Genomic DNA, 20,533 nt, shown 5'->3' on the forward strand with positions numbered 1-20,533 from the left:
GCGACAGCTATGGGGTCCGAGTGCAGGATTTCCGGCAGTTGACTAACTGATCGCAATTTCCCGCGGCCTCTTCGGCCGAGCCTTGCTGCAGCCGACGCGATCGTGCCAGAGCCGCGGAACACGGGACAAACCTCGGCTCTGCCGATTGCGAATCCCTGCTGCGTGCTAACCGCTCGGAACGAGAAGACGGGCGAAAGGATTCGTCCCGGCAGGAGCAAGCTCGATGCTGATGACGAAGGAAAGATGGCCGGCGATCCGAACGCTGCGCGGATGGGCGCTCAGCGTGCTGCAGGAGGCGGGCGCCATCCACGAATGCGAGGAGCACGGTTGGGCGAAGGACCGGGCCGACCCGCATGCGCGTGAGCACGCATTGGATATCGCCAGGCAGGAGCCACCCGAGGGCTTGTCTCCGGATCAGGCCGTCGGGCAAGTGCGCGAGGTTTTGCATTCGATCGGCGATACGTGCCCGGAGTGCCCGCCACGTCCTGATTAGGTCGCCTGCGCTGTCGCGCCGCTCGGATGGCAACGGATTCGTGCGAGCCTCAAAGCCTTGGACGAAGGTGGAGGACGTGAGGGATATCAGCGGGGCCGCTGCGGAAGCCCTTCAAGCGAGCAAGTCTAGTGCGTTTTCGAGTGCTGCCCCGGCGGCGGTGTTGTCGAAGATGCACCAGGTCTCGCTAGACGAGGACGCAGCACCGAGCCGTGGCTTCAGCGTTCGAAGGAACGCGCCGTCGTACGCGGAGTAGTAAATGCGCGGCGCTCCATGCAGTCGAAAATAGCGCAGGCCCGGCCACCCGCCCGGCAGGTCAGCACCGGGCACTCGCGCCGGATCCGCGGCGACGCGGCCAATCCGACGTCCCCTCAGCCAAGCACTGACCTCGGGCGTGAACCAGCTGACGTGACGCGGCTCGCAAGCGAGAGCGGCTGAGGTCCTTTCCTGCAGTGAGCGGAACAGGAACTCCGCATCGGACTCAACGAACATTTTGCGAGGCGCAAACTGAACGAGCAAAACCCCGAGCTTCGCACCAAGTCCGGCGCTCTCTTCGATGAACCGATCGAGTTCACCGCACGCTAGCTGTGACGAATGAGTGACAGACTTCGGTACCTTTACCGAAAAGCGGAAATCATCGGGCGTCGCGTCCGCCCATTTCTCGTAGGTCGAACGCCGATGCGGCTTATGAAATGATGAGTTGATCTCGGTGGCGTTCAACACCCGCGCGTAGCGTTCAAGCTGGCTACCTACCCCGCCAACTCTTTCCTTGCAGACTCGCGGAACATTCCATCCCGCTGTGCCGAGCCGCAGCTCAGTCTTGACATGTGCGGCCTCTTCCATGTCAGTCCGTAACTGCCATCGGGCATCACCGGATGTTTCAATCTCACGCCGACTTCCGCCGCGCCCCTGCTGTCGGCTTCTTCGCCGCCGCTTCCTTAGCCGGCTTCTTACCGGCGATCGGCATCAGCATCTCCTTCTGAGCCGCGGCAGCTTTCTTCGTCTTCTTGGCAGGCTTTTTTGGACGCTCGGTCTTTGCTGCCCCGCCGACGCTCTTGCGTAGCGCGTCCATCAGATCGACGACGTTCTCGCCTTTCGGCCGATCCTTCGGCACGATCGGCTTGCCGGCGCGCTTCTGGTTGATGAGCTCGATCAGCGCGCTTTCATAATGGTCTTCGAACTTCTCCGGCTCGAACGATCCAGCCTTCTGGTTCACGATGTGCCTGGCCAGATCGAGCATGTCCTTCGTCACTTTGACGTCTTGGATATCGTCGAAGTATTCCTGCTCACTACGCACCTCGTAGGGATACCGCAGCAAGGTGCCGACCAGGCCCTTGTCCATTGGCTCGAGCGCAATGATGTGCTCTCGGTTGGTGAGCACCACGCGCCCGATCGCAACCTTGTTCATCTCGCGGACGGTCTCGCGGATGACCGCGAAGGCGTCGTGGCCGACTTTTCCGTCCGGACGGATGTAGTAGGGGCGGATTAGGTAGCGCGGATCAATCTCGGCCTTGTCTACGAACTCGTCGATCTCGATGGTACGCGTCGATTCCAGTGCGATCTCCTCAAGCTCCTCCTTGGTCACCTCGATGAACTGGTCCTTCTCGAGCTGGTAGCCCTTGACGATGTCCTCGTTGGGCACCTCGTCGCCGGTGTCCGCGTCGACTTTCAGGTACTTGATCCGATGACCGGTCTGACGGTTGAGCTGGTTGAAGGAGATCTTCTCGCTCTCCGACGTGGCGGGGTAGAGCGCCACGGGACAGTTCACCAACGAGAGACGCAGAAAGCCTTTCCAGTTCGCGCGGGGGGCCATGGTACGCAACACTCCATTACGGGGACTTGGACTCAAGACGAACGGCGCGACACAGTTCCGACACCGCCCGCAGGTGTCCACCGCAAATTGATCCCACGGTCTCAGTCAAGCGCCCGGGCGAAAGGCGCGCAGACTTGGCTCGTACGAACAAAATAAGAACGTATAGCGGTGACCCAACCCATGGCAGATCCTCGGTCATTAGACCTCTGTGGAATCAGCCAATCCATTGCTCTAACGGGAGCGGCGACCCAGCCCGTCGGGCAACACACCCCCGTCAACCCCTCCGCACAAAAATTTTACGCTTTACCGAAATTCGGTTTTGGCGTATGTGTCGCCCATCCCGGTTCATCCTTGAGGGGCGATCTCGTTGTCGTCTTGATTGCGAGCCGGGCTTGCGGTGGACGCGGCAGCGTCGGCATGAGAGGTGCGGGCAGGGCGGGTAGTCCCTGTGAGCCCGCGGCCACATGCGGACGAGCGGCGCTGCTAGGCTTCGTCTCGTCTGTAAGTTTCCGGCTCCGTCGACAGGGCCGGGAAAACTGCGGCGAAATGGCGGGCCGTGCGTACGGCAAAACCGTGTGGTCCTGGCCGTCGTTGCTACGGTCAAGTTGTCGCGAAGGTGCGAGCGAGCCCAACCGGGCGGACTGCATCATCCCAAATTCGCGAGGCGAGGGAGGCCAGAAGGAAAGTTCGGCTCCCGGGAGAGCACGGCATAAGCCGTCCAACCATCGCGCAGGGAAGGCCGAGTGATTGGCTACACCTGTATGCTGCTGTGCGGTTCTTTTGCGCTACATCTTCGCGCAGCGGACCGCGGGTGCCAGCCGGCACCCGGCCTTCCCTGCGCCCTCTTGGACAAGAGGGTGAAGTGACCAGGCAAAGCTCGGGCGATTTGCGCCGCGAGAAGGCGAAGCTGCGTCTGTGTGGCCGTAGGATGGGTTTCGCTTCGCTCTACCCATCCTACCAGTGCTGCTACAAGTGCGCGACTGGCTAGCTGCAGCTCAGCGGCAACGGCCGGCCCGGATGCAGCTCGTACCAATCATAGCAATCCGGACCCGCGCCGTAGAATCCATATCCGGGCCGGTAGCGACCGTAGCTGTGAAACGCGTGCTGGCGGAGGCCGCCGGCATGATCGCCGAAGCCGAGGTGCTCGCCGCCGAACCGGGCGCCGCCGCCGAATCCGCCCTCATGTCCCATGCCGCCGAAATGCGCGCCGCCGCCAAAGCCCGCATGTCCGCCGCCGAAGCCGCCACCGCCAAATCCGCCGTGGCCGCCGCCGCCACCACCGCCGTGCGCGTCGGCCGTGCCGATCGCGAGCGTCGAGGCGAGTGCTGCTGTTGCCAGAATCATGATGACTCGTTTCATGGAAAACTCCTCTCGTGTTGAGCCCGGTCATCCCTGAAGCCCGCTTCCGCGTCGCGCGGTGCGCGCGAGGCTGCTTGATGGCTGGGCGTGTGACGCTGGAGAGGTAGGAGCGCTGCGCGGCAATCCAACTGAATTCGAGGTCAGACTCCGGCGCGCCGTCCACGAAGGCGATCGCGCGGCGCCTGTCCGCGACGCAACGCGAGGGAGCGGGCTGACCAGATCAGTCCGCTCCCTGTCATTCGATAGGCGTCCGGCGGCGAAGTCACCCGGCCGGATGCGTTGGCGCGATCAGAAGAAGCTGCCGGTGCCGGGCTCGCACGGCACGTTGTTGCCGGTCCACGGCGCCGTGGCGAAGGCGCCGACGCGCGGAGCGGGGATGCAGGCGCGCTCGCCCTGATAGACCGGCGCGCTCGTCGCGACCGTGTCGGCCTCCATCGCGGGCTGCTGCACGACGCGATGGTGCTCGCGCGCCATCACGGGGCCGCCGAGCATGGCCGCTGCAATCAGTCCCATCGACAATAATCTGGACGTGGTCATTCGCTCTCTCCTTTGATGACATCGGGCCGACCAAGCCGGCTGTTGATGGAGGTGTGCGCGATCGGGCGTGATTCAAATGCACGATTTGCTCACCGCAATTCAACGGCCCGTGAGCCGATGTAACGTCGCACCACGATCGTGCGAATCCATAACATCCGTTGTCCCCCGGACGACCGCGAGCGTGTCGAGCGCATATGTTCGATGCAGCGCAGTTCGAAGCGGAGCCCTGAAGATGATCACGACATTGGCAACACGCATCGCCCGTGCACTGGCGCTGCTGGCGCGGCGCGCAGCCGGCATCATGAACTGCAATTCAATGGCGCCCCATGCGCCGCGAGCTTATCTCGTGCCGCAGCGAGTGGCCGGCAACAGGCGGCATCAAGGTCGCGCGTTCGACGCGCGCGGGCATCGCACATGACCCAGCGCGTCGCCGAGCCCACGCGCCCCTACCGCGCGCCGAGACGCCGCGTGGAACGTGGAGCGAGGATCATGAACCGGATTCTCCTGATTGAGGACGACGCCGAGACCGCCGAGGCGATCGTCGCGGAGCTCGCCGATCGCGGCTTCGAGGTGCATTGGTCCGCCGACGGCGTCGACGGCCTCGACCGCGCGCGCGCGTCGAGCCCCGATGCCATGATCGTCGATCGCATGCTGCCGGGAATGGACGGGCTCACCGTCATCGAGGCGCTGCGCAACGATCAGGTCAGGACGCCCGTCCTGGTCCTGAGCGCGCTCGGCGCGGTGGACGACCGTGTGCGCGGATTGCGCATGGGCGGAGATGATTACCTCACGAAGCCGTTCGCGATCATCGAGCTGGTCGCGCGGATCGAGGCGTTGCTGCGCCGTCCGATCGACAGCCGCGAAACCATCCTGCATGTCGGACCGCTCGAGCTCGATCTGATCGAGCGGACCGCGCGACGCGGCGAACGCCGGCTCGAGCTGCTGCCGCGCGAATTCCGCCTGCTCGAATACATGATGCGCCGGAACGACCAGGTGCTGACGCGCGCGATGCTGCTCGAGGAGGTCTGGAACTACAAGTTCGTTCCGGCGACCACGAACCTGATCGACGTGCATATGGGCCGGCTCCGTCACAAGGTCGACGGCACCGGAGAGGTGCCGCTTATCCACAACGTCCGAGGCTCCGGCTTCGTCCTGCGTTCGCGGCAATAGGGGGCGGCGATGCGTCAGATCCAGCTGATCCGCTCAAGCACGTTCCTCTGGGCCCTGGCCATGGCGGCCGGCTTCGCGCTGTTCGTCGTCGGCCTGTTCGCATTCATCTACTGGGAGCTCGATGACTATCTAATCGCGCGATCCGATCGCATGATCACCACCCAGATTCACTTCATCGCAGAGCTGTCGCCCGCCCACCGCATCAGCGCGATCGCGGATCATCTCGATCAGGATTCCAGGGGCGTGCAATACGCGGGACTGTTCGATGCCGCGGGCACCCGACTTGCAGGCAACATCGACCGCGTGCCGCGCGAGCTGGGGCTCGACGGCGCGGTGCGGGGCGTGCGGCTCGATCTCATCAAGCAGCCGGCGGTGCACGATCCCGTCGTCAGGGTGGTCGGCAAGCGCCTCGATGGCGGCGAGGTCCTGGTGGTGGGACGGAATGTCGATGAGACACGCGAGATCTCAAGCGTGGTGGGGCAGGCGCTGGCCCTCGGCCTGCTGCCGGCCTTCAGCCTCTGCCTGCTGGCCGGTGCCTGGCTCAGCCTTCGCGCCCAGAGGCGGGTGGAGGAGGTCAACCAGCGGGTTCAGCGCATCGTCGCCGGCGAGCTGCGCGAGCGGCTGCCGCAGGACGGGACGGACGATCCGTTCGCGCGGCTGGCCGGGATCGTCAACGGCATGCTCGACGAGATGGAGACGATGATCAATGCGCTCGCCGGTGTCGGCAACGACATCGCCCATGATCTCAGGACTCCGCTCACGCGCGTCCGCCTGGCGCTGGAGCGCGGGCGCTCCCATGCGGGCACGCTGGAGGAGCTGCAGGAGACCATCGACAAGGCCATCGCCGGCATCGACCAATCGCTCGCGATCGTCACCGCCCTGCTGCGCCTGACCGAGATCGAGAACAACCGCCGCATGGCCGGCTTTGGCGAGGTCGCGCTCGACGAGATCCTGCGAGAGGTGTGCGACGTCTACGAACCCATCGCCGAGGACAAGCGCGTGGGGCTCAGCGTGGTCATCGCGCGCGATGTGCAGGTGTGGGGCGACCGGGACCTGCTGTTCGAGGCGGTCGCCAACCTCGTCGACAATGCCGTCAAGTTCACGCCGTCGGGCGGGCGGGTGGAGCTCGCCCTGGAAGCGGACGACGACACGGCGCTCGTATGCGTCAGCGATACCGGGCCCGGCATCAGCGAGCAGGAACGCGAGGCGGTGCTGCGGCGGTTCTATCGCTCCGACAAGATGCGCCATACGCCGGGCGTCGGCCTGGGACTGAGCCTGGTCGCCGCCATCGTCAAGCTGCACGGCTTTCGGCTGATCGTCGGTCCGGCCCCCGGAGGGCGGATCGAAATCCTGGCCTGGACCGGACGCGCGGGCAAGGTCGCCACGCGCCGGTCGCGGACATTGTTGCACGCCGACGCGGACCAGATGGGATGAGCCAGATGGCGCGCGATGCTTTCGAGACTGAACAGCCGGCCTGAAGCGTGGGAGCGATCAATGCAGACTAGCCACGAAGTTACGAGGATCAATCCTCCTGCTACGCCGGTCGCACCGGTGCCGGCGCCGTTCCTCAGCGCGTATTCCGCGGCCATCGGGCGTTACGACTTCCTCGAGCCCGGCCAGGAGCAGCAGCTTGCACGCCGCTGGCAGCAGACGAGGGACCGGAGCGCGGCGGACGCGCTCGTCACCAGCCATCTCCGGCTCGCGGCCAGGCTGGCGCGAGGCTACAAGGGATACGGCCTTCCGATGGTCGATCTGATTGCCGAGGCGAATCTGGGCCTCGTGATCGCAGCGTCACGCTTCGAACCCGACCGCGGCGCGCGCTTCTCCACCTATGCGGTCTGGTGGATCAGGGCCGCCATTCACGAGTACATCCTGCGGTCCTGGTCCCTGGTCAAGATCGGCACGACCGCCGCGCAGAAGAAGCTGTTTTTCAAGCTCCGCGGCGAGATCAGGAAAGCCACCGGCAGCGGAATGTCGGGGCTCACGCCCGACGTTGTCGAACTGATCGCCGGGAAGCTCGAGGTCACCGCGCGTGAGGTGATCGAGATGGACGCGCGGTTGCATGGCGACATGTCGCTGAATGTGCGCGTCGGTGGCGAGGACAGCGGAACGGAGCTGGAAGCCTTGCTGGTCGACGGAGCGGTCGATGCCGAGACGGTGCTGGTCGATCACGAGCAGACCGAGCGGCGTGCCAGCGCCTTGCGTTTTGCGCTCGGTGGGCTTGCGGCGCGGGAACGTCGCGTCTTCGAGGCGCGGCGGCTGACCGAATGCCCCGTCACGCTCGATCGGCTGGCCCACGAACTGTCCATATCCAGCGAACGTGTCAGGCAGATCGAGATGCGCGCCTTTGCCAAGGTCAAGAGCGCCGTGATGCTCGCCGCGCAGGATGCGCCACGGGGCACCGCATGCAGCGTCTGAATTCATTTTCATTTGAACGCAAGTCCGGCCGCTCTCATCTGTCCGACGATCCCGCGTAACCCGCTCCAGGCAGACCACAATGGGAATTGTTCGCTTCGCGCTACGGCTTCCGCACACATTCTATGTGCTTGCCGCGCTGATCCTGTTCCTTGGCGGCATCGCGATCCGCTCGATGCCGACAGATATTTTCCCGGAGATCCGGATCCCCGTGGTCACGGTGATCTGGAGCTACACCGGCCTCTCCACGCCTGAGATGGAGCAGCGCGTCAGCACCTACAGCCAGTATTCGATCAGCGCCAATGTCAGCGGCATCAAGAATGTCGAAGCGCAGACCCTCAATGGCCTGTCGATTCAGAAAATCTACTTCCAGCCGGACGTCAATCTCGACCTCGCGATCTCGCAGATCGTCTCGGGGACCAACGCCATCCGCGCCCTGATGCCGCCGGGAATCCAGCCGCCGATCATCGTGCAGTTCAATGCCTCGAGCGTGCCGGTGCTCCAGCTCAGCCTGGAGTCGAACAGCCTGAACGAGCAGCAGCTCTACGATTTCGGCATCTACCGGGTCCGCCAGCAGCTGGCTCCGGTGGCGGGAGTGACCCTGCCCACGCCTGCCGGCGGCAAATACCGCCAGATCATGGTCGACATCGATCCGAACAAGCTGCTGTCGCGCGGATTGACGCCGCTCGACATCGTCAATGCGGTCAACACCCAGAATCTGACGCTGCCGACCGGTACGACGAAGATCGGCGACATCCAGTACACCGTTCGCACCAACGCGACGCCGGCCACGATCCAGGATCTCAACATGATCCCGGTCAAGTTCGCGAACGGGGCCACAATCTTCCTGAAGGACGTCGCCCAGGTTCGCGACGGTGCCGAGGTCCAGCAGAACATCGTGCGCGAGGACGGCCACCGCGCCGTCCTGCTCAGCATCATCAAGAACGGAAATGCCTCGACGCTCGCCGTCGTCAACGGCGTCAAGGCGGCGTTGACGTCGATCCGCGCGGCGGCTCCGGCGGGGCTGAAGATCAACGAGCTGTTCGACCAGTCGATATTCGTGACCCATTCGGTCAATGGGGTGCTGCGCGAAGGTGCGATCGCGGCCGGCCTCACAGCGCTGATGATCCTGGTGTTTCTGGGATCATGGCGATCGACGCTGGTCGTCCTGATCTCGATTCCGCTGGCGATGCTGTCCTCGCTGATCGTGCTGTATTTCCTCGGCGAGACCCTCAACACGATGACGCTCGGCGGGCTTGCCCTCGCGGTCGGCATCCTCGTCGACGATTCGACGGTGACGATCGAGAACACGCACCGGCTCTGGACCGAGGAAGGCATGCCGTTGTCGGAGGCGACCCTGCATGGAGCTGCCGAGATCGCGGTGCCGACGCTGGTCTCGACGCTCGCCATCAGTTGCGTGTTCACTTCGGTCGTGTTCCTGGAAGGTCCGGCCAAATACCTCTTCACGCCGCTCGGCCTCGCAGTGGTGTTCGCGATGCTGGCGTCCTACGGGCTGTCGCGGACGCTCACGCCGATCACTATCGGCCTGCTGCTGAAGGGCGAGCGTAATCATGGCGAAAGCGGGCGCCCGTCGAACATCTTTACGCGCGCCTCCGCTGCGTTCGAGCGCGGTTTCGAGCGCCTGCGCGATGGCTATTCCGATCTCCTGCTGAAGCTATTGCGGCATCGGGCCGTCGTGCCCGTCGTCGCAATGCTGGTGCTGGCGCTCGGAGCCACCATGTTCGCCTATGTCGGCAGGGACTTCTATCCCCTGATCGACGGTGGTCAGATCCAGCTTCATGTTCGCGCGCCAGCGGGCACGCGGATCGAGCGCACGGAAGCGATCTTCCAGGCGGTCGAGGACAAGATCCGCGAAGTCATTCCGGAACGCGACCGGGCGTTGATCGTCGACAATATCGGTCTCCCGGCGCGGGCCTACAATCTCGCATTCACCGACGGCTCGACGATCGGGGTGAATGACGGCACCATTCTGGTGTCGTTGAAGGATGGGCACAAGCCGACGGCGGATTACGTCAGGAAGCTGCGGCAGGTGCTGCCAGCGGCCTTCCCGGAGAACACCTTCTATTTCCAGGCGGCCGACATCGTCACGCAGATCCTGAACTTCGGCCTTCCGGCGCAGATCGATGTCCGCACGGTCGGTTACGGCAGCAACAATCTGGCCGTGGCCAAGGAGCTGCAGAAGAGCCTCGCGGCGATCCCCGGCGTGGTCGATGCGCATCTACAGCAGGAGGTCGATGCTCCCGCGTTCTACGCCGACATCGATCGCACCCGCGCCGCGCAACTGGGTCTCAATGCGAGCACGGTGGCGACCAACATCAATGTCAGCCTCAGCTCGTCCGCGCAGGTCTCGCCGAATTTCTGGACGGACCCGACGTCAGGCATTCCCTATTACCTGGCGGTGCAGACACCCGAATACAGGGCAGATTCGCTGAACGCCCTGGGCAATACGCCGGTGTCGGCCTCGGCCGCCGCAAGCGGCCAGACGGTGCCCGGCTTGCTCAGCAATGTCGCGACCTTCAAGCGGGGGACCGTTCCCACCAATTCGAACCAGGCCAACGTCCAGCCGGTGTTCGACGTCTATGCGAGCGTCCAGGGCCGCGATCTCGGCAGCGTCGCGGCCGATATCGAGAAGGTGACGTCAACCCTGCAGAAGCAGCTCCAGCCAGGCAATTCGATCCAGGTCCTGGGACAGATCCAGAGCATGCATCAGTCGTTCCGCGATCTCGGGATCGGACTGCTGTTCGCCGCCATCCTGGTCTACCTTCTGATGGTCGTGAACTACCAGAACTTTGGCGATCCCTTCGTCGTCATCATGGCGCTGCCGGCGACATTCTGCGGGATCGTGACGATGCTGTTCATCACCGGCACCACGCTGAACGTACCCTCGTTGATGGGGGCCATCATGGCGATCGGCGTTGCCTCGGCAAATTCGATCCTGCTTGTGACGTTCGCGCGTGACGAGCAGTTGAAGGGACATTCCGCTTTCCAGGCGGCACTGAGCGCGGGCCGAACGCGGATCCGGCCCGTCCTGATGACCGCGGCCGCGATGATCGTGGGCATGATCCCGATGGCGATCGGCGGGCCGGGCGAGGAGCAGAATGCGGCGCTCGCGCGGGCAGTCATCGGCGGTCTGCTGTTTGCAACCCCGACCACCTTGCTGATCGTGCCTTATCTTTTCGCCATGCTGCGTAAGGGCAACGACGGCAAGCCTCGCCACGGCGTATTCGAGGAGCAACCGGAATGAGCGACGTTCGCGCAAGGACCGATGACGACGGGGCGAGAGATCGCCCCGGGGCGGAGAACCTCCGAGTCGTGGAGCTGCCGGGCAAGGGTGCACGATCCGGGCGCCGTTACGGTGGCGCGCTGCTCGGCGGAGGCGTGCTCCTGCTGCTTGCGGGCGGTCTCGGCATCGGCGGCTGGCGGCACTATGAGGCCGCGCGTGACGTGGCCGCCGTGGCAGAGCAGGTTCGGACCAACGTTCCCGAAGTTCGGGTGGCGACAGTCAAGCCCAGCGGCGACATCGTGAAGGTCAGCCTGCCGGCGACGACGACTGCGTTCGAGGCGGCCAATATCTTCGCGCGGACCAGCGGCTACATCGAGAAGCGTCACGTCGATATCGGCGATCGGGTCAAGAAAGGCGATCTCCTCGCGGAAATCACCGCTCCTGAGCTGGATCAGCAGATCGCGCAGGCGCAGGCGACCCTCGCCCAGAACCAGGCCGCCCTTCAGCAGGCGCAGGCGAGCCGGGAACTGGCCGACGTCACCAATTCGCGGGACAGCAATCTCGTCAAGCAAGGCTGGTTGACGGCACAGCAGGGCGACAACGACCGCCTCACCCTGCGCGCGCAGCAGGGGGCGGTGGGCGTCGCCCAGTCGAACATCGCGGCACAGGAGGCGCAGATTCGCGTTCTCCAGCAGGAGAAGTCCTACCAGCGCGTGGTGGCCCCGTTCGACGGTGTGGTCACGCAGCGGAATGTGGACAATGGCAGCCTGGTGCAAGCCGGGTCTACCTTCATGTTCACGATGATGCATTCCAACGTGATCCGGACCCAGGTCTTCGTGCCGCAGGACGAGGCTTTCGGAGTTGCCCCGGGCGTCGACGCGGACATCCGCGTCCCCGAGATTCCGGGACGAACGTTTGCGGGCAAGGTCACGCGGATCGCAACCGCGCTGCAGCCGGGGAGCCGAACGCTGTTGACCGAGATCGACGTGCCCAATCCCGACGGCCTGCTCAGTCCCGGCATCTATTGCACCGTCGAATTATCGATCCCGCGTCGGACGCCATCGATGACGATCCCGTCAGATGCGCTCGTCTTCGATCAGAACGGCCTCCACGTCGCGGTCGTGCGGAACGGCACGGTCCATTTGCAGCAGGTCTCGATCTCCAGGGATTTCGGCACCGCGGTGGAAGTGCGCGACGGCGTGCAGCCCGGCGATCAGGTCGTGCTCAACCCTGCGGTCACTCTGGTGGAAGGCAGCAAGGTCACCGTTCGCAAGCTTGAGACGAGCTAGGGACACGAAAGATGATGCGGGTCGCGTTTGCAATGATGGTCGCTTTCCTGCTCGGCTTCTCTCCGGGCCAGGCACAGGTCGCAACGACCGGCAGCACCGCAATGGATCTGCCGACGGTGCCGGGCGCGATCGTGATCTCGCCGCTCAACAGTCCGGGGCCGTTTTCCGCATCGACCATGCCGGGTGCGCCGGATACGACGTTGGCGCCCGTCCCGCTTGCGTCGGATCCGACGACGCCGGGAACGGTGGTCGTCTGCGCGCCACCCTCGTCATCACCGGCGCCAGTGCCGGCGACTCCAACCGTATCGCCCACGGGCCTTTCGCCTCCGGGCATCGCGGCGCCGATCCTGCCGGTCACGGGACAGAGCGGTAGCTCCATCGGGACGATCTCCGCGGCCGCTCCGGCGGGAACAGGTGCGACGGTGGCCTGCAGCTCGACGCCGGGAGGACAGGTGACGAGCGCTGCGTCTCTGCCGCTTTCGATTTCGCAAGTGTCTCCGAGCTCCGCGCCCGGCACGATCCCGGCGGACACCGGCGACGCCGGCGGCACGGGCATAGACCCGAATGCGGCCGTCGTGCCGAGCCCTAACAGCTCGGCTTGCGCGGAAGGGGTCTCGATGAACCTGGCGGAGCCCGCGACGGTGATGCCGGCCAACGCCTCAGGCGCAGCGCCGACGCCGGGCGTGTCGCCGATCCTGCCGCCGGGATGCTGAGGTGGACTTGCAGGGCTTTCGTGTCATTGCATCACACCGCATTCGCCAGTCAAATTGCCCGGCGCAGCTTGCGGACTTCGGCATCCGGGGGAAGGACGCTTCCACCCTCCCTGTATTTCCAGTCCACCATGACGGCCTTGTTGCCCCTGATCGCGGTGCGACCGACGAATGTTCCCATCGTGCTTTGATGGTCGATCGAACGCCAAATTGCCGGTCCAAACGGTGTATCGAAGCTGACATTACCAAATCCATCCGCCATCGTTTCAGTATCGAGGCCGCCGAGCCGTTCGATCGGAGCCACGATGGAGCTGATCATGGCGTGACCGACCACCGAGCCCATGGTGGGGGCCTCGCCATATCGCGACGAATAGGCCGATGCGAACGAGCTGTTGGCCTGGTCCAGGATCTCGGTCACGGGATAGCCGGTCACGATCCATCCTGTCGGCGCGTCCTCTCCGAGAGGATGGAGATATTCGGGCTCGCCCGTCGTGAACGACACGACATCTCGTCCTTCGAACAGGCCGCGATCCTTTCCTTGCCGGACGAATTTGGTGAGATCGGGCCCGAAGGTGATATTGAGGATCGCTTCGGGATTCTGCTGTGCGAGCGCGTTCACGACCACGCCGGCGTCGATAGCCCGCCAGCGGCGGCCACTGACTGCCAACGAACGCGACATCGGGGCGGCGTTGGCGCAGAAGCTGCATGAACCACCTTACGGCCGACTGTCCGTACTCGTAGTTCGGAGCGATCGTCGCCCATCGCGTCGCCTTGAGTTGAGCGGCCTCCTCCACCAGCATCGCTGCCAGCATGTAGGTCGAGGGGCGGAGCCGGTAGCAATATCGATGTCCGTTCTCCCAGACGAGGGCGTCCGTGAGCGGCTCGCTCGCAACGAACAGGATGCGGTTCTGCCGTGCGAAGTCGCTGATCGCGAGGCCGACATTCGACAGATAAGCGCCTGCCAGCAGATCGACGTCGTTCCTGCGCACGAGCTCCTCTGCCGCGCGGATCGCGACGCTGGGTTTGCCTTCGTCGTCCCGGCTGATGACCTGCAGCTCGCGCCCGAGAAGGCCGCCTTTGGCGTTGACCTGTTCGACCGCCAGCTGCCAGCCGCGACGATAGGGCAGGGTGAACGCGGGCGCGCTGCTATAGGAGTTGATCTCGCCGATCCTGATCGGTCGCGTGCCCTGCGCACGGATGGTGCCGGGCGAAAACACCGACGCGCCGATGCCGCCCAAAATCTGTCGTCGAGAGATGTTCATCAATCAAGCTCCGGAAGATGGAGTGAGGAGCAGTGTCGGCCGAAAGGCATCGCAACCTAGTGGTAGGTGCAGGATGGGGGCCTATCGCCGTCGGATGTCGAAAGCGAGATGCCCGGTATTTCAGCCAGAGTGCGGGCAAAGGCGAGGGCTGGAAGATCGATGTCCTGATCGAACAGAGCGCTGACTGGACCGACGAGATCGAGGGCGGTCTGCTGACGGTTCGATCCCGCCAAGATCCTTGCCCATGCTGCCGCAACCTTCAGCTCGTAAAAGCGGCACTGCTGGTCCCTGGCGACCGACAATCCTTCGCCGAACAGCAATTCGGATCGAGACAGGTCGGATGGATCGTTGGCCAGGAGAATTTCAGCCTTGATCCTCAACAGATCGGCAAAGCACCACAATTGCCTGCCTTGCCGCGACATCGACAAGGCCTCTTCCACCACGGTCAGGGCCTGCGCAGCCTCGCCGCTCGCGAGCAGGCCTTCGGCGAGCGATCCGAGAAACTCGGGATTGCGCATCAGCCATCCGTTCTCGGTCCGCGCCTTCAAGCCGCTGCGCAGCAGGGCTATTCCGTCGTGATGCTTGCCTTGCAGAACCAGCAATTGTCCCTTCAGGCAGGACGTCCAGCTGGTCCAGAAAGCTATTCCCTCGCGCGTGACGAGCTCGAGAAGAGAGGATATCGCCTGATCGGCGGTGGCAAGATCATGCGTCATCAGCGCGATCGGGCAGACGGCGTTGCGGAGTGCATAGGCGATCGCAAGCTTGTCCTTCTCGCGCTGGGCTTCCTGCAGGCACTCGGCGGCCAGGGATCTGCTCTGGGCGATCCTGCCCTGCAGCAGCAGGACGCGCGCCAACATCGCCTTGGCAAGAACACTCTGGTTCAGCAGAAACCACATCTGGTTCGCGCCGCCGTTCAATCCGTGAGCCGAATGGTCCAGGGACAGCGTCAACTCGCGTTGTGCATCCTCCTGCATTCCAAAGAAATGGGTGGCGGCGCCGATCAGGCGACGGCCTACCGCCTCGTTGGCGGGATTTCCGGTGCGCAGCGCGATCTCGAGGTAGCGCTCGCCGACCTCCTTGGCCGCGGCATATTGGCCCGAGTTGAGGTTATAGCTCCACAAGGTCCAGACCGCCTTGAGCTGAAGCTCGAGGTCGGACAATTCCTCGGCGAGAACGAGACCGATGCTCAGCGCCGCCTTCATGCGGTCCGCTGTTCCCGCCGTGTTGAGAAGCGCGAAGCCCAACGCGACATAGAGCTGCGCCTTGAGCTTCGGAACGCAGGTGAACCCGGGAGTGAAATGCTCAAGCGCGTGCTCGATCCGCGTCGAACATTCCACGAAGGACAGCAACTGCATCCATACCGGAACGAAGCCGGCCGTCAGCTCAATGCCAAGCGCGGTATCGCCGCCGGGCGCGAACGCCCAATCGAGTGCGGCATGCACGTTTCCGATCTCCTGGGCGAAGCGGGAGATGTCGTCGGGAGCGGGAGAGGCATCGCCGAGTGGCGCGATGATCTGCCTGAGAAAGCCGGCCTGCCGCCTTGCCGCCCGCTCGACGAGGCCTGCCTCTGCGAGCTTCTCCAGTGCATAAGCGCGGGTGCTCTCCAAGAGCCGCCATCGCCCCTCGAATGAGGGGTCCAGTGACACAAGCGATTTCCCGACCAGATTGAACAGGGTTTCAATGACGTCCGACCGCGACAGAGTGTCGTCCATCATTGCACTGGCCGCATCGAGTGTGAAACCGGCCGGAAACACCGCGAGCTGGCAAAGCAGGTTCTGCTCTGCCGGGGGCAAGAGGTCATAGCTCCAGTCCAGGGTCGCCCGCAGGGTCTGATGTCGCGGCAACTGGTCGCGGCGGCCGGCGTTCAGGAGCTCGAAGCGCTTGTCGAGACGGAGCAGTACGGTGTCGACCCCGAGATTGGCGGCCCGGGCTGCGGCAAACTCCAATGCGAGCGGAATGCCGTCGAGCCGGCGACAGATGGCGGCGATCTTCTGAAGCTCCTCCGCGCCCGCAACGAAGCTCGTAGGCAGCGCCTGCGTTCGCGCGACGAACAGCTGCACTGCGCTTGCCCGCAGCAGCAAGTCGGGATCGTGCATATCGGGATCAGGAACCGACAGCGCCGGAATGGCCGCAACATATTCGCCGTCGATGCGGAGGCCTTCGCGACTGGTCGCAAGAACGGTGACGTTCGGGCAATAGCGAAGCACGGCACTGGCGATCTGCGCGGCCACTTCGATTACATGCTCGCAATTGTCCAGGACAAGAAGCAGACGGCGGGTTCCGATGGCCTGCGCAATGCTTGCGGCCGAGACTTCCTTGTCGATCGAGGCGAGCTTGAGTGCACGGGCGCATGCGGATGCCGCAAGTGCCGCATCCTGCAGAGTCGCGAGCTCGACAAGCGCCACGGAATCGTTGAACGCGGGCGCGACGCTGCGCGCCAGCTCGATTGCCAGCTTCGTCTTTCCGATGCCGCCGGGTCCGACGAGGGTTACCGCCCGATAGGCCGAAAGCACATCGACCAATTGGCTCATGCAATCCTCGCGGCCGATGAGAGGCGCACGGATACTCGGCAGGTTGCTTGAAAAGGGCACGTCGGCTGGGATCGTTACCGGTGCGGCGGCAGGGTGATCCAGATGCCCGCTCCGCCAGGTCCCGGCGAGCGTATATCCGCGGCCCGAAACCGTCTTGAGCAGATTGCGATCCTCGCCGAGCGCCTTGCGGACGGCCGAGATATGGACCTGAAGCGTGTTGTCTTCGACCGTCAGGCCCGACCAGACGCTTCCGATCAAGTCATCCTTGGTAACCAGGAGACCAGCCGAGTCGACCAGCTTCTCGAGAATCTCGAACGCGCGGCTTCCGATCGGCACCGCGACATTATGGTGTCTCAACTCTCTTCGTTGGCAATCGATATGCCAATGTCCGAAAGAGTAGGTGCGATCAACCGGCGATGACATGGGGGCCCGTGAATCAATTCCGCTGCCGTGATCCGGGGGAAATCACGAGCCCGCCCTTGCGATCACCGAAACCTTGGCAACAATTTGAAAGCGTCAATACGCTTGGTCTCCTACAGGGGAGATCGTCGGCGTGTCAAGAAGGCCCGCTCAGTCGCCGGCGCTTCGTTCACTTTCGATGCTGGCACCCGACACGTTCGTGTTCGATACACGAATTCGTGACGACGGTCAGGCGCGTGTCAGAATGGGAGGGTCCGTCGGAGGGAACCTGATGCCATCAACGGGCGCATCATTTATCCGCATCGCCGAGAATCGTCAGCGCAAGAATTCCGGAGCGCAAATGCATCCAGGAGACCTGCACCTGTCGCAAGAACGGCGGCCTGATCGTAAGCCGCCGTCCTTCCTTCCGCCGGGAGGTGAAAATCCGGAACGTTGAGACGATCAACTTCCAGTCCGCGTCAAGCGCACCTGCTCCGGTTCGCGAACTCAATAGCCCGAAATGGGCTCGCAGGGCGGCCGGCGCCAGGGGGCGGTTGCGTAGGCACCGACGTCGGGAGCACGCGCGCAGCCGCGCTTGGCGGAGGCGGGCACGCGCTGAGCCGACGCATAAGCCTCGACATTGGTGCGCTTCGCGTTGCCTTCGCGAGCCATCGCGGGGGAGGCAATCATGGCCGCGACCACGAATCCGGCGGACAAAAGCTTCAGTGTCGTCATCGAACATCTCCTTGAGAAAGCGACGCCGGGAACGCCTCGGCTCGCACCTGAGAGGTGTGCATGCGTGCGCCGGATCCGCAGTGTTGATCGAACGAACATTTCCCTCTTTGCACGAAACCGTCGCGGTGCGTTGGCGTCTGACATCGACAGCTCATCCGACAGGGAGCTCCGCGCTCTAGTCACGCGAGGACGTCGCCTGGTCCGTGCGATCGTCGAGCAGCGGGCCAAACCATTCCCATCTTTCGCCGGTGAAGCGCATCATCTGGAGCTGCTCGATCGGACGAAAGTCCGTTGGTGATGTCTTTATTCGAACGCCGGGAATGTAGGCTTCGATGTCGAGATCGAGATCGGTGGCCACACGCATGATCCTTTCGTGCGTGAGGTCATCGCCGCAACGCCTGATCACCTCCACGAGTGCACTCGACATGTTGAAGGCCACCAGCGGCCCGCTCTCCGATCGATCTGCCTCCGGATAGTATTTCGCCATGAACGCGCGAAAATGCTGCATGCCCGGATGGCTGTCCCACTGCGGATCAGTCACGTCCATCTGATACCCCGCGCTGAGAATTCCCTTCGCGTTGTCCAGTCCGGCGGGCTTCAGCACCGCGCCGACCGAGATCGAGACGTTGGTCACGATGTGGATGGGACGCCAGTCCAGCTCGGCGAGCTTCCTGATCGCCTGGGCGGCGAATTTGGGTGTTGCGATGTCGATGAATATTTCGGGCGCAGCGGCCTTGATCGCGGCGACCTCGGAGTCGATCGTCGGCGTGCTGATCTCATATGACTGGCTGGCAATCACCATTTGCGCGTACCTGTCCTGCAGCACGTCCTTCAGCCCGAGCAGATAGTCGCGTCCGAAGTCGTCGTTCTGGTACAGGATGCCGATCCTTGCCCCCGGATGGTGCCGCAGAATGTAGTCCGCATAGATGCGTGCTTCGGTTCGGTAGCTCGGTTGCCAGCCGATGGTCCACGGAAAGTGCTCGGGATCGGCCCAGCGCGATGCTCCGGTGATGACGAAAAATTGCGGCACATGCCGGCTGTTCATGTATCTCTGGATGGCGGCGTTGCTGACCGTGCCGAACGGCGCGAAGATCGCAAGCACCTCGTCGTCCTCGACGAGCCGTCGCGCTTGCTCGACCGCTTTGGATGGACTGTAGGCGTCGTCATATGAAATGAAATTGATCTTCCGGCCGTTGATCCCGCCATTGTCGTTGATCATGCGAAAATACGCGCTCATCGTCTTGCCGATGATGCCGTAAGCCGATGCCGGGCCGCTGTAGGGCATGATGTTGCCGATCCGGATCTCGGTGTCGCTTGCGCCGGGATCGTATCGCGGCTCCGCGGAAGCGCTGCCGGCTGCAAGCACGGCGCAGGAGATGAGGAGCTTTCCCAGGCGCCACGCGTTGCCCGAAATCGAATAACCAGTTCTGCTTGTGATCAAGCGATGCCTCCATGGCGCTGCCGGTTTTTGCAGGTGCCAAACCCTGACGAGGCGTGGCTCGGCCGCGCCCGTTCGGGGCGCCGGACGAGCGCGTGCAGCAGTCGGCGTCGCGACTATAGCGCGGGTGGCGCCGTGGGCCCGGTTACGGATGCTGAAGAACTGTTAAGTTTCGCAGTTCTCGGGCCGGCCATCGGGATCGATGTCATCGGCCTTGCTGCAAAGCCGGCAGGGTGCGCCGCATGGCGCGGTCGCACTCCCGGATTGCGGACACCGTCATCTGCACCTGCAGGACGCGCAGTGCTCGATTGTGGTGTCTCGTCATCGATGCCAGTGGTGGTCGTGAAATTGGCCCACGCCGAAGACGGGCGCGGCACCACCGGGCCGTTCGAGGCCCATTCGCCCGGCCGGCGTCAGTGCGCCGCCATTCAGCACGTCGCGATCCGGGTACATCGATGCAAAGGCTGCCGGCTCCTGATCGGCGAAAGACCAGGCTGCGGATGCGGACGATATCGTTGCCGTTGAGAGCAGCGCCGCGGCGATTAGAATTTTGAATACACTCATAGCGATTCTCCATTGTTTGCTCTGTGCGGAGAGTCGCTTGGCGATAATCGCTGCTCGGCTGGTGGCGTTTCCGAATATTGTTTTGATGAAGGTTATCTAGGTCGTCGGAGCGGAAAGTCCCGGTGGATCTGCATCACTCTTGCGGGAAGAGTCTGTCACGCTTGTCAGGATTCTCGCGCGTTTGTGCGTGGTCAAACGCGTCAGGTGTCCGTTTCTGGAAGGCAGATAGTTCGAACACCTGGAGTGTGAACGATGAAATCATTTGCTGTTGTTTGCGTCCTCGCCGGCGTTGTGCTCTCGGGCACCGCGTCCGCCCGCGGCGGCATGGGATCGCATATGTCGATGGAGAGCGGCGGTGCGCTCGGTACGAGCGCCGCCACACCCGGAACGAATTCGCTGGGCACCGCCCTTTCGTCGTCGGACAGCGGTGGTCACGCGACGAAGGGTCCGTTGCTTGGCACAGACCAGACCATCGACAAGGAAGACGCCCGGCTTGAGAAGATGCTGGAAGGATCGATCTGCCGCGGCTGCTGAACGGGGCGCATTGCGAGACAGGGGCCGGCGGCTGCGCCGCACG

General features: G+C 63.7%; 16 protein-coding genes and 2 pseudogenes. 9 read left to right on the forward strand and 9 right to left on the reverse strand.

The features are described 5' to 3' along the window. The first annotated feature begins 223 nt into the window (after nucleotides 1-223). Nucleotides 224-493 (forward strand): hypothetical protein, encoded by a 270-nt coding sequence (locus C7G41_RS08305; RefSeq protein ID WP_106942066.1) that lies wholly within the window; start codon nucleotides 224-226, stop codon nucleotides 491-493. 111 nt (nucleotides 494-604) lie between these two features. Here C7G41_RS08305 and C7G41_RS08310 read toward each other — a convergent pair whose 3' ends face one another. The 4 genes from C7G41_RS08310 to C7G41_RS08330 form a co-directional block, all read right to left on the reverse strand. Further along, complete coding sequence (locus C7G41_RS08310; protein ID WP_106942067.1) at nucleotides 605-1,333, reverse strand: DUF72 domain-containing protein; 729 nt, start codon at nucleotides 1,331-1,333, stop codon at nucleotides 605-607. 43 nt (nucleotides 1,334-1,376) lie between these two features. Further along, nucleotides 1,377-2,303 carry a Ku protein gene (locus C7G41_RS08315; protein ID WP_106942068.1) on the reverse strand — a complete coding sequence of 309 codons (927 nt, stop codon included), beginning with the start codon at nucleotides 2,301-2,303 and terminating at the stop codon, nucleotides 1,377-1,379. A 984-nt stretch (nucleotides 2,304-3,287) separates the two neighbouring features. Beyond that, nucleotides 3,288-3,662, reverse strand: a complete 375-nt coding sequence (locus C7G41_RS08325) for a hypothetical protein (protein WP_106942069.1) — start codon at nucleotides 3,660-3,662, stop codon at nucleotides 3,288-3,290. Nucleotides 3,663-3,950: 288 nt separating this feature from the next. After that, on the reverse strand, nucleotides 3,951-4,199 hold the full coding sequence (locus C7G41_RS08330; protein ID WP_106942070.1) for a hypothetical protein: 249 nt from the start codon (nucleotides 4,197-4,199) through the stop codon (nucleotides 3,951-3,953). 232 nt (nucleotides 4,200-4,431) lie between these two features. On the opposite strand from C7G41_RS08330, the gene C7G41_RS37690 reads away from it, so the two are divergent. From C7G41_RS37690 to C7G41_RS37325, 7 genes are all read left to right on the forward strand, one after another. Further along, complete coding sequence (locus C7G41_RS37690; protein WP_199198249.1) at nucleotides 4,432-4,617, forward strand: hypothetical protein; 186 nt, start codon at nucleotides 4,432-4,434, stop codon at nucleotides 4,615-4,617. Between the two features lie 71 nt (nucleotides 4,618-4,688). Continuing rightward, the gene (locus tag C7G41_RS08335; RefSeq protein WP_199198250.1) at nucleotides 4,689-5,369 is read left to right on the forward strand and encodes a response regulator transcription factor; all 681 of its coding nucleotides are present in this window, start codon (nucleotides 4,689-4,691) and stop codon (nucleotides 5,367-5,369) included. A gap of 9 nt (nucleotides 5,370-5,378) precedes the next feature. Further along, nucleotides 5,379-6,803, forward strand: a complete 1,425-nt coding sequence (locus C7G41_RS08340) for an ATP-binding protein (RefSeq protein WP_106942072.1) — start codon at nucleotides 5,379-5,381, stop codon at nucleotides 6,801-6,803. A gap of 60 nt (nucleotides 6,804-6,863) precedes the next feature. Further along, entirely contained in the window at nucleotides 6,864-7,787 is a 924-nt protein-coding gene (gene rpoH, locus C7G41_RS08345) for an RNA polymerase sigma factor RpoH (protein ID WP_106942073.1), read from the forward strand. A 79-nt stretch (nucleotides 7,788-7,866) separates the two neighbouring features. Beyond that, nucleotides 7,867-11,049, forward strand: coding sequence for an efflux RND transporter permease subunit (locus C7G41_RS08350; protein ID WP_106942074.1), 3,183 nt, complete (start codon nucleotides 7,867-7,869; stop codon nucleotides 11,047-11,049). After that, nucleotides 11,046-12,317, forward strand: a complete 1,272-nt coding sequence (locus C7G41_RS08355) for an efflux RND transporter periplasmic adaptor subunit (protein ID WP_106942075.1) — start codon at nucleotides 11,046-11,048, stop codon at nucleotides 12,315-12,317. The genes C7G41_RS08350 and C7G41_RS08355 overlap by 4 nt, the downstream gene beginning before the upstream one ends. Nucleotides 12,318-12,328: 11 nt before the next feature. Next, entirely contained in the window at nucleotides 12,329-13,030 is a 702-nt protein-coding gene (locus tag C7G41_RS37325) for a hypothetical protein (protein ID WP_158267996.1), read from the forward strand. A gap of 49 nt (nucleotides 13,031-13,079) precedes the next feature. Here the strand turns inward: C7G41_RS37325 and C7G41_RS08365 are convergent. From C7G41_RS08365 to C7G41_RS08385, 5 genes and pseudogenes are all read right to left on the reverse strand, one after another. Further along, a pseudogene (locus tag C7G41_RS08365) lies at nucleotides 13,080-14,289 on the reverse strand (ABC transporter substrate-binding protein). A 2,717-nt stretch (nucleotides 14,290-17,006) separates the two neighbouring features. Next, nucleotides 17,007-17,243, reverse strand: a pseudogene (locus tag C7G41_RS38990) (transcriptional regulator); the annotation flags it as partial. Nucleotides 17,244-17,726: 483 nt separating this feature from the next. Next, on the reverse strand, nucleotides 17,727-17,954 hold the full coding sequence (locus C7G41_RS37695; protein ID WP_199198251.1) for a hypothetical protein: 228 nt from the start codon (nucleotides 17,952-17,954) through the stop codon (nucleotides 17,727-17,729). Nucleotides 17,955-18,129: 175 nt separating this feature from the next. Then, nucleotides 18,130-19,395, reverse strand: a complete 1,266-nt coding sequence (locus C7G41_RS08380) for an ABC transporter substrate-binding protein (RefSeq protein WP_106942078.1) — start codon at nucleotides 19,393-19,395, stop codon at nucleotides 18,130-18,132. Nucleotides 19,396-19,713: 318 nt separating this feature from the next. Beyond that, the gene (locus tag C7G41_RS08385) at nucleotides 19,714-19,956 is read right to left on the reverse strand and encodes a hypothetical protein (RefSeq protein ID WP_106942079.1); all 243 of its coding nucleotides are present in this window, start codon (nucleotides 19,954-19,956) and stop codon (nucleotides 19,714-19,716) included. 252 nt (nucleotides 19,957-20,208) lie between these two features. On the opposite strand from C7G41_RS08385, the gene C7G41_RS08390 reads away from it, so the two are divergent. Further along, entirely contained in the window at nucleotides 20,209-20,490 is a 282-nt protein-coding gene (locus C7G41_RS08390; RefSeq protein ID WP_106942080.1) for a hypothetical protein, read from the forward strand. Nucleotides 20,491-20,533: the final 43 nt, after the last annotated feature.

The organism is Bradyrhizobium sp. MOS002 (assembly GCF_003020115.1).
GTDB lineage: Bacteria > Pseudomonadota > Alphaproteobacteria > Rhizobiales > Xanthobacteraceae > Bradyrhizobium.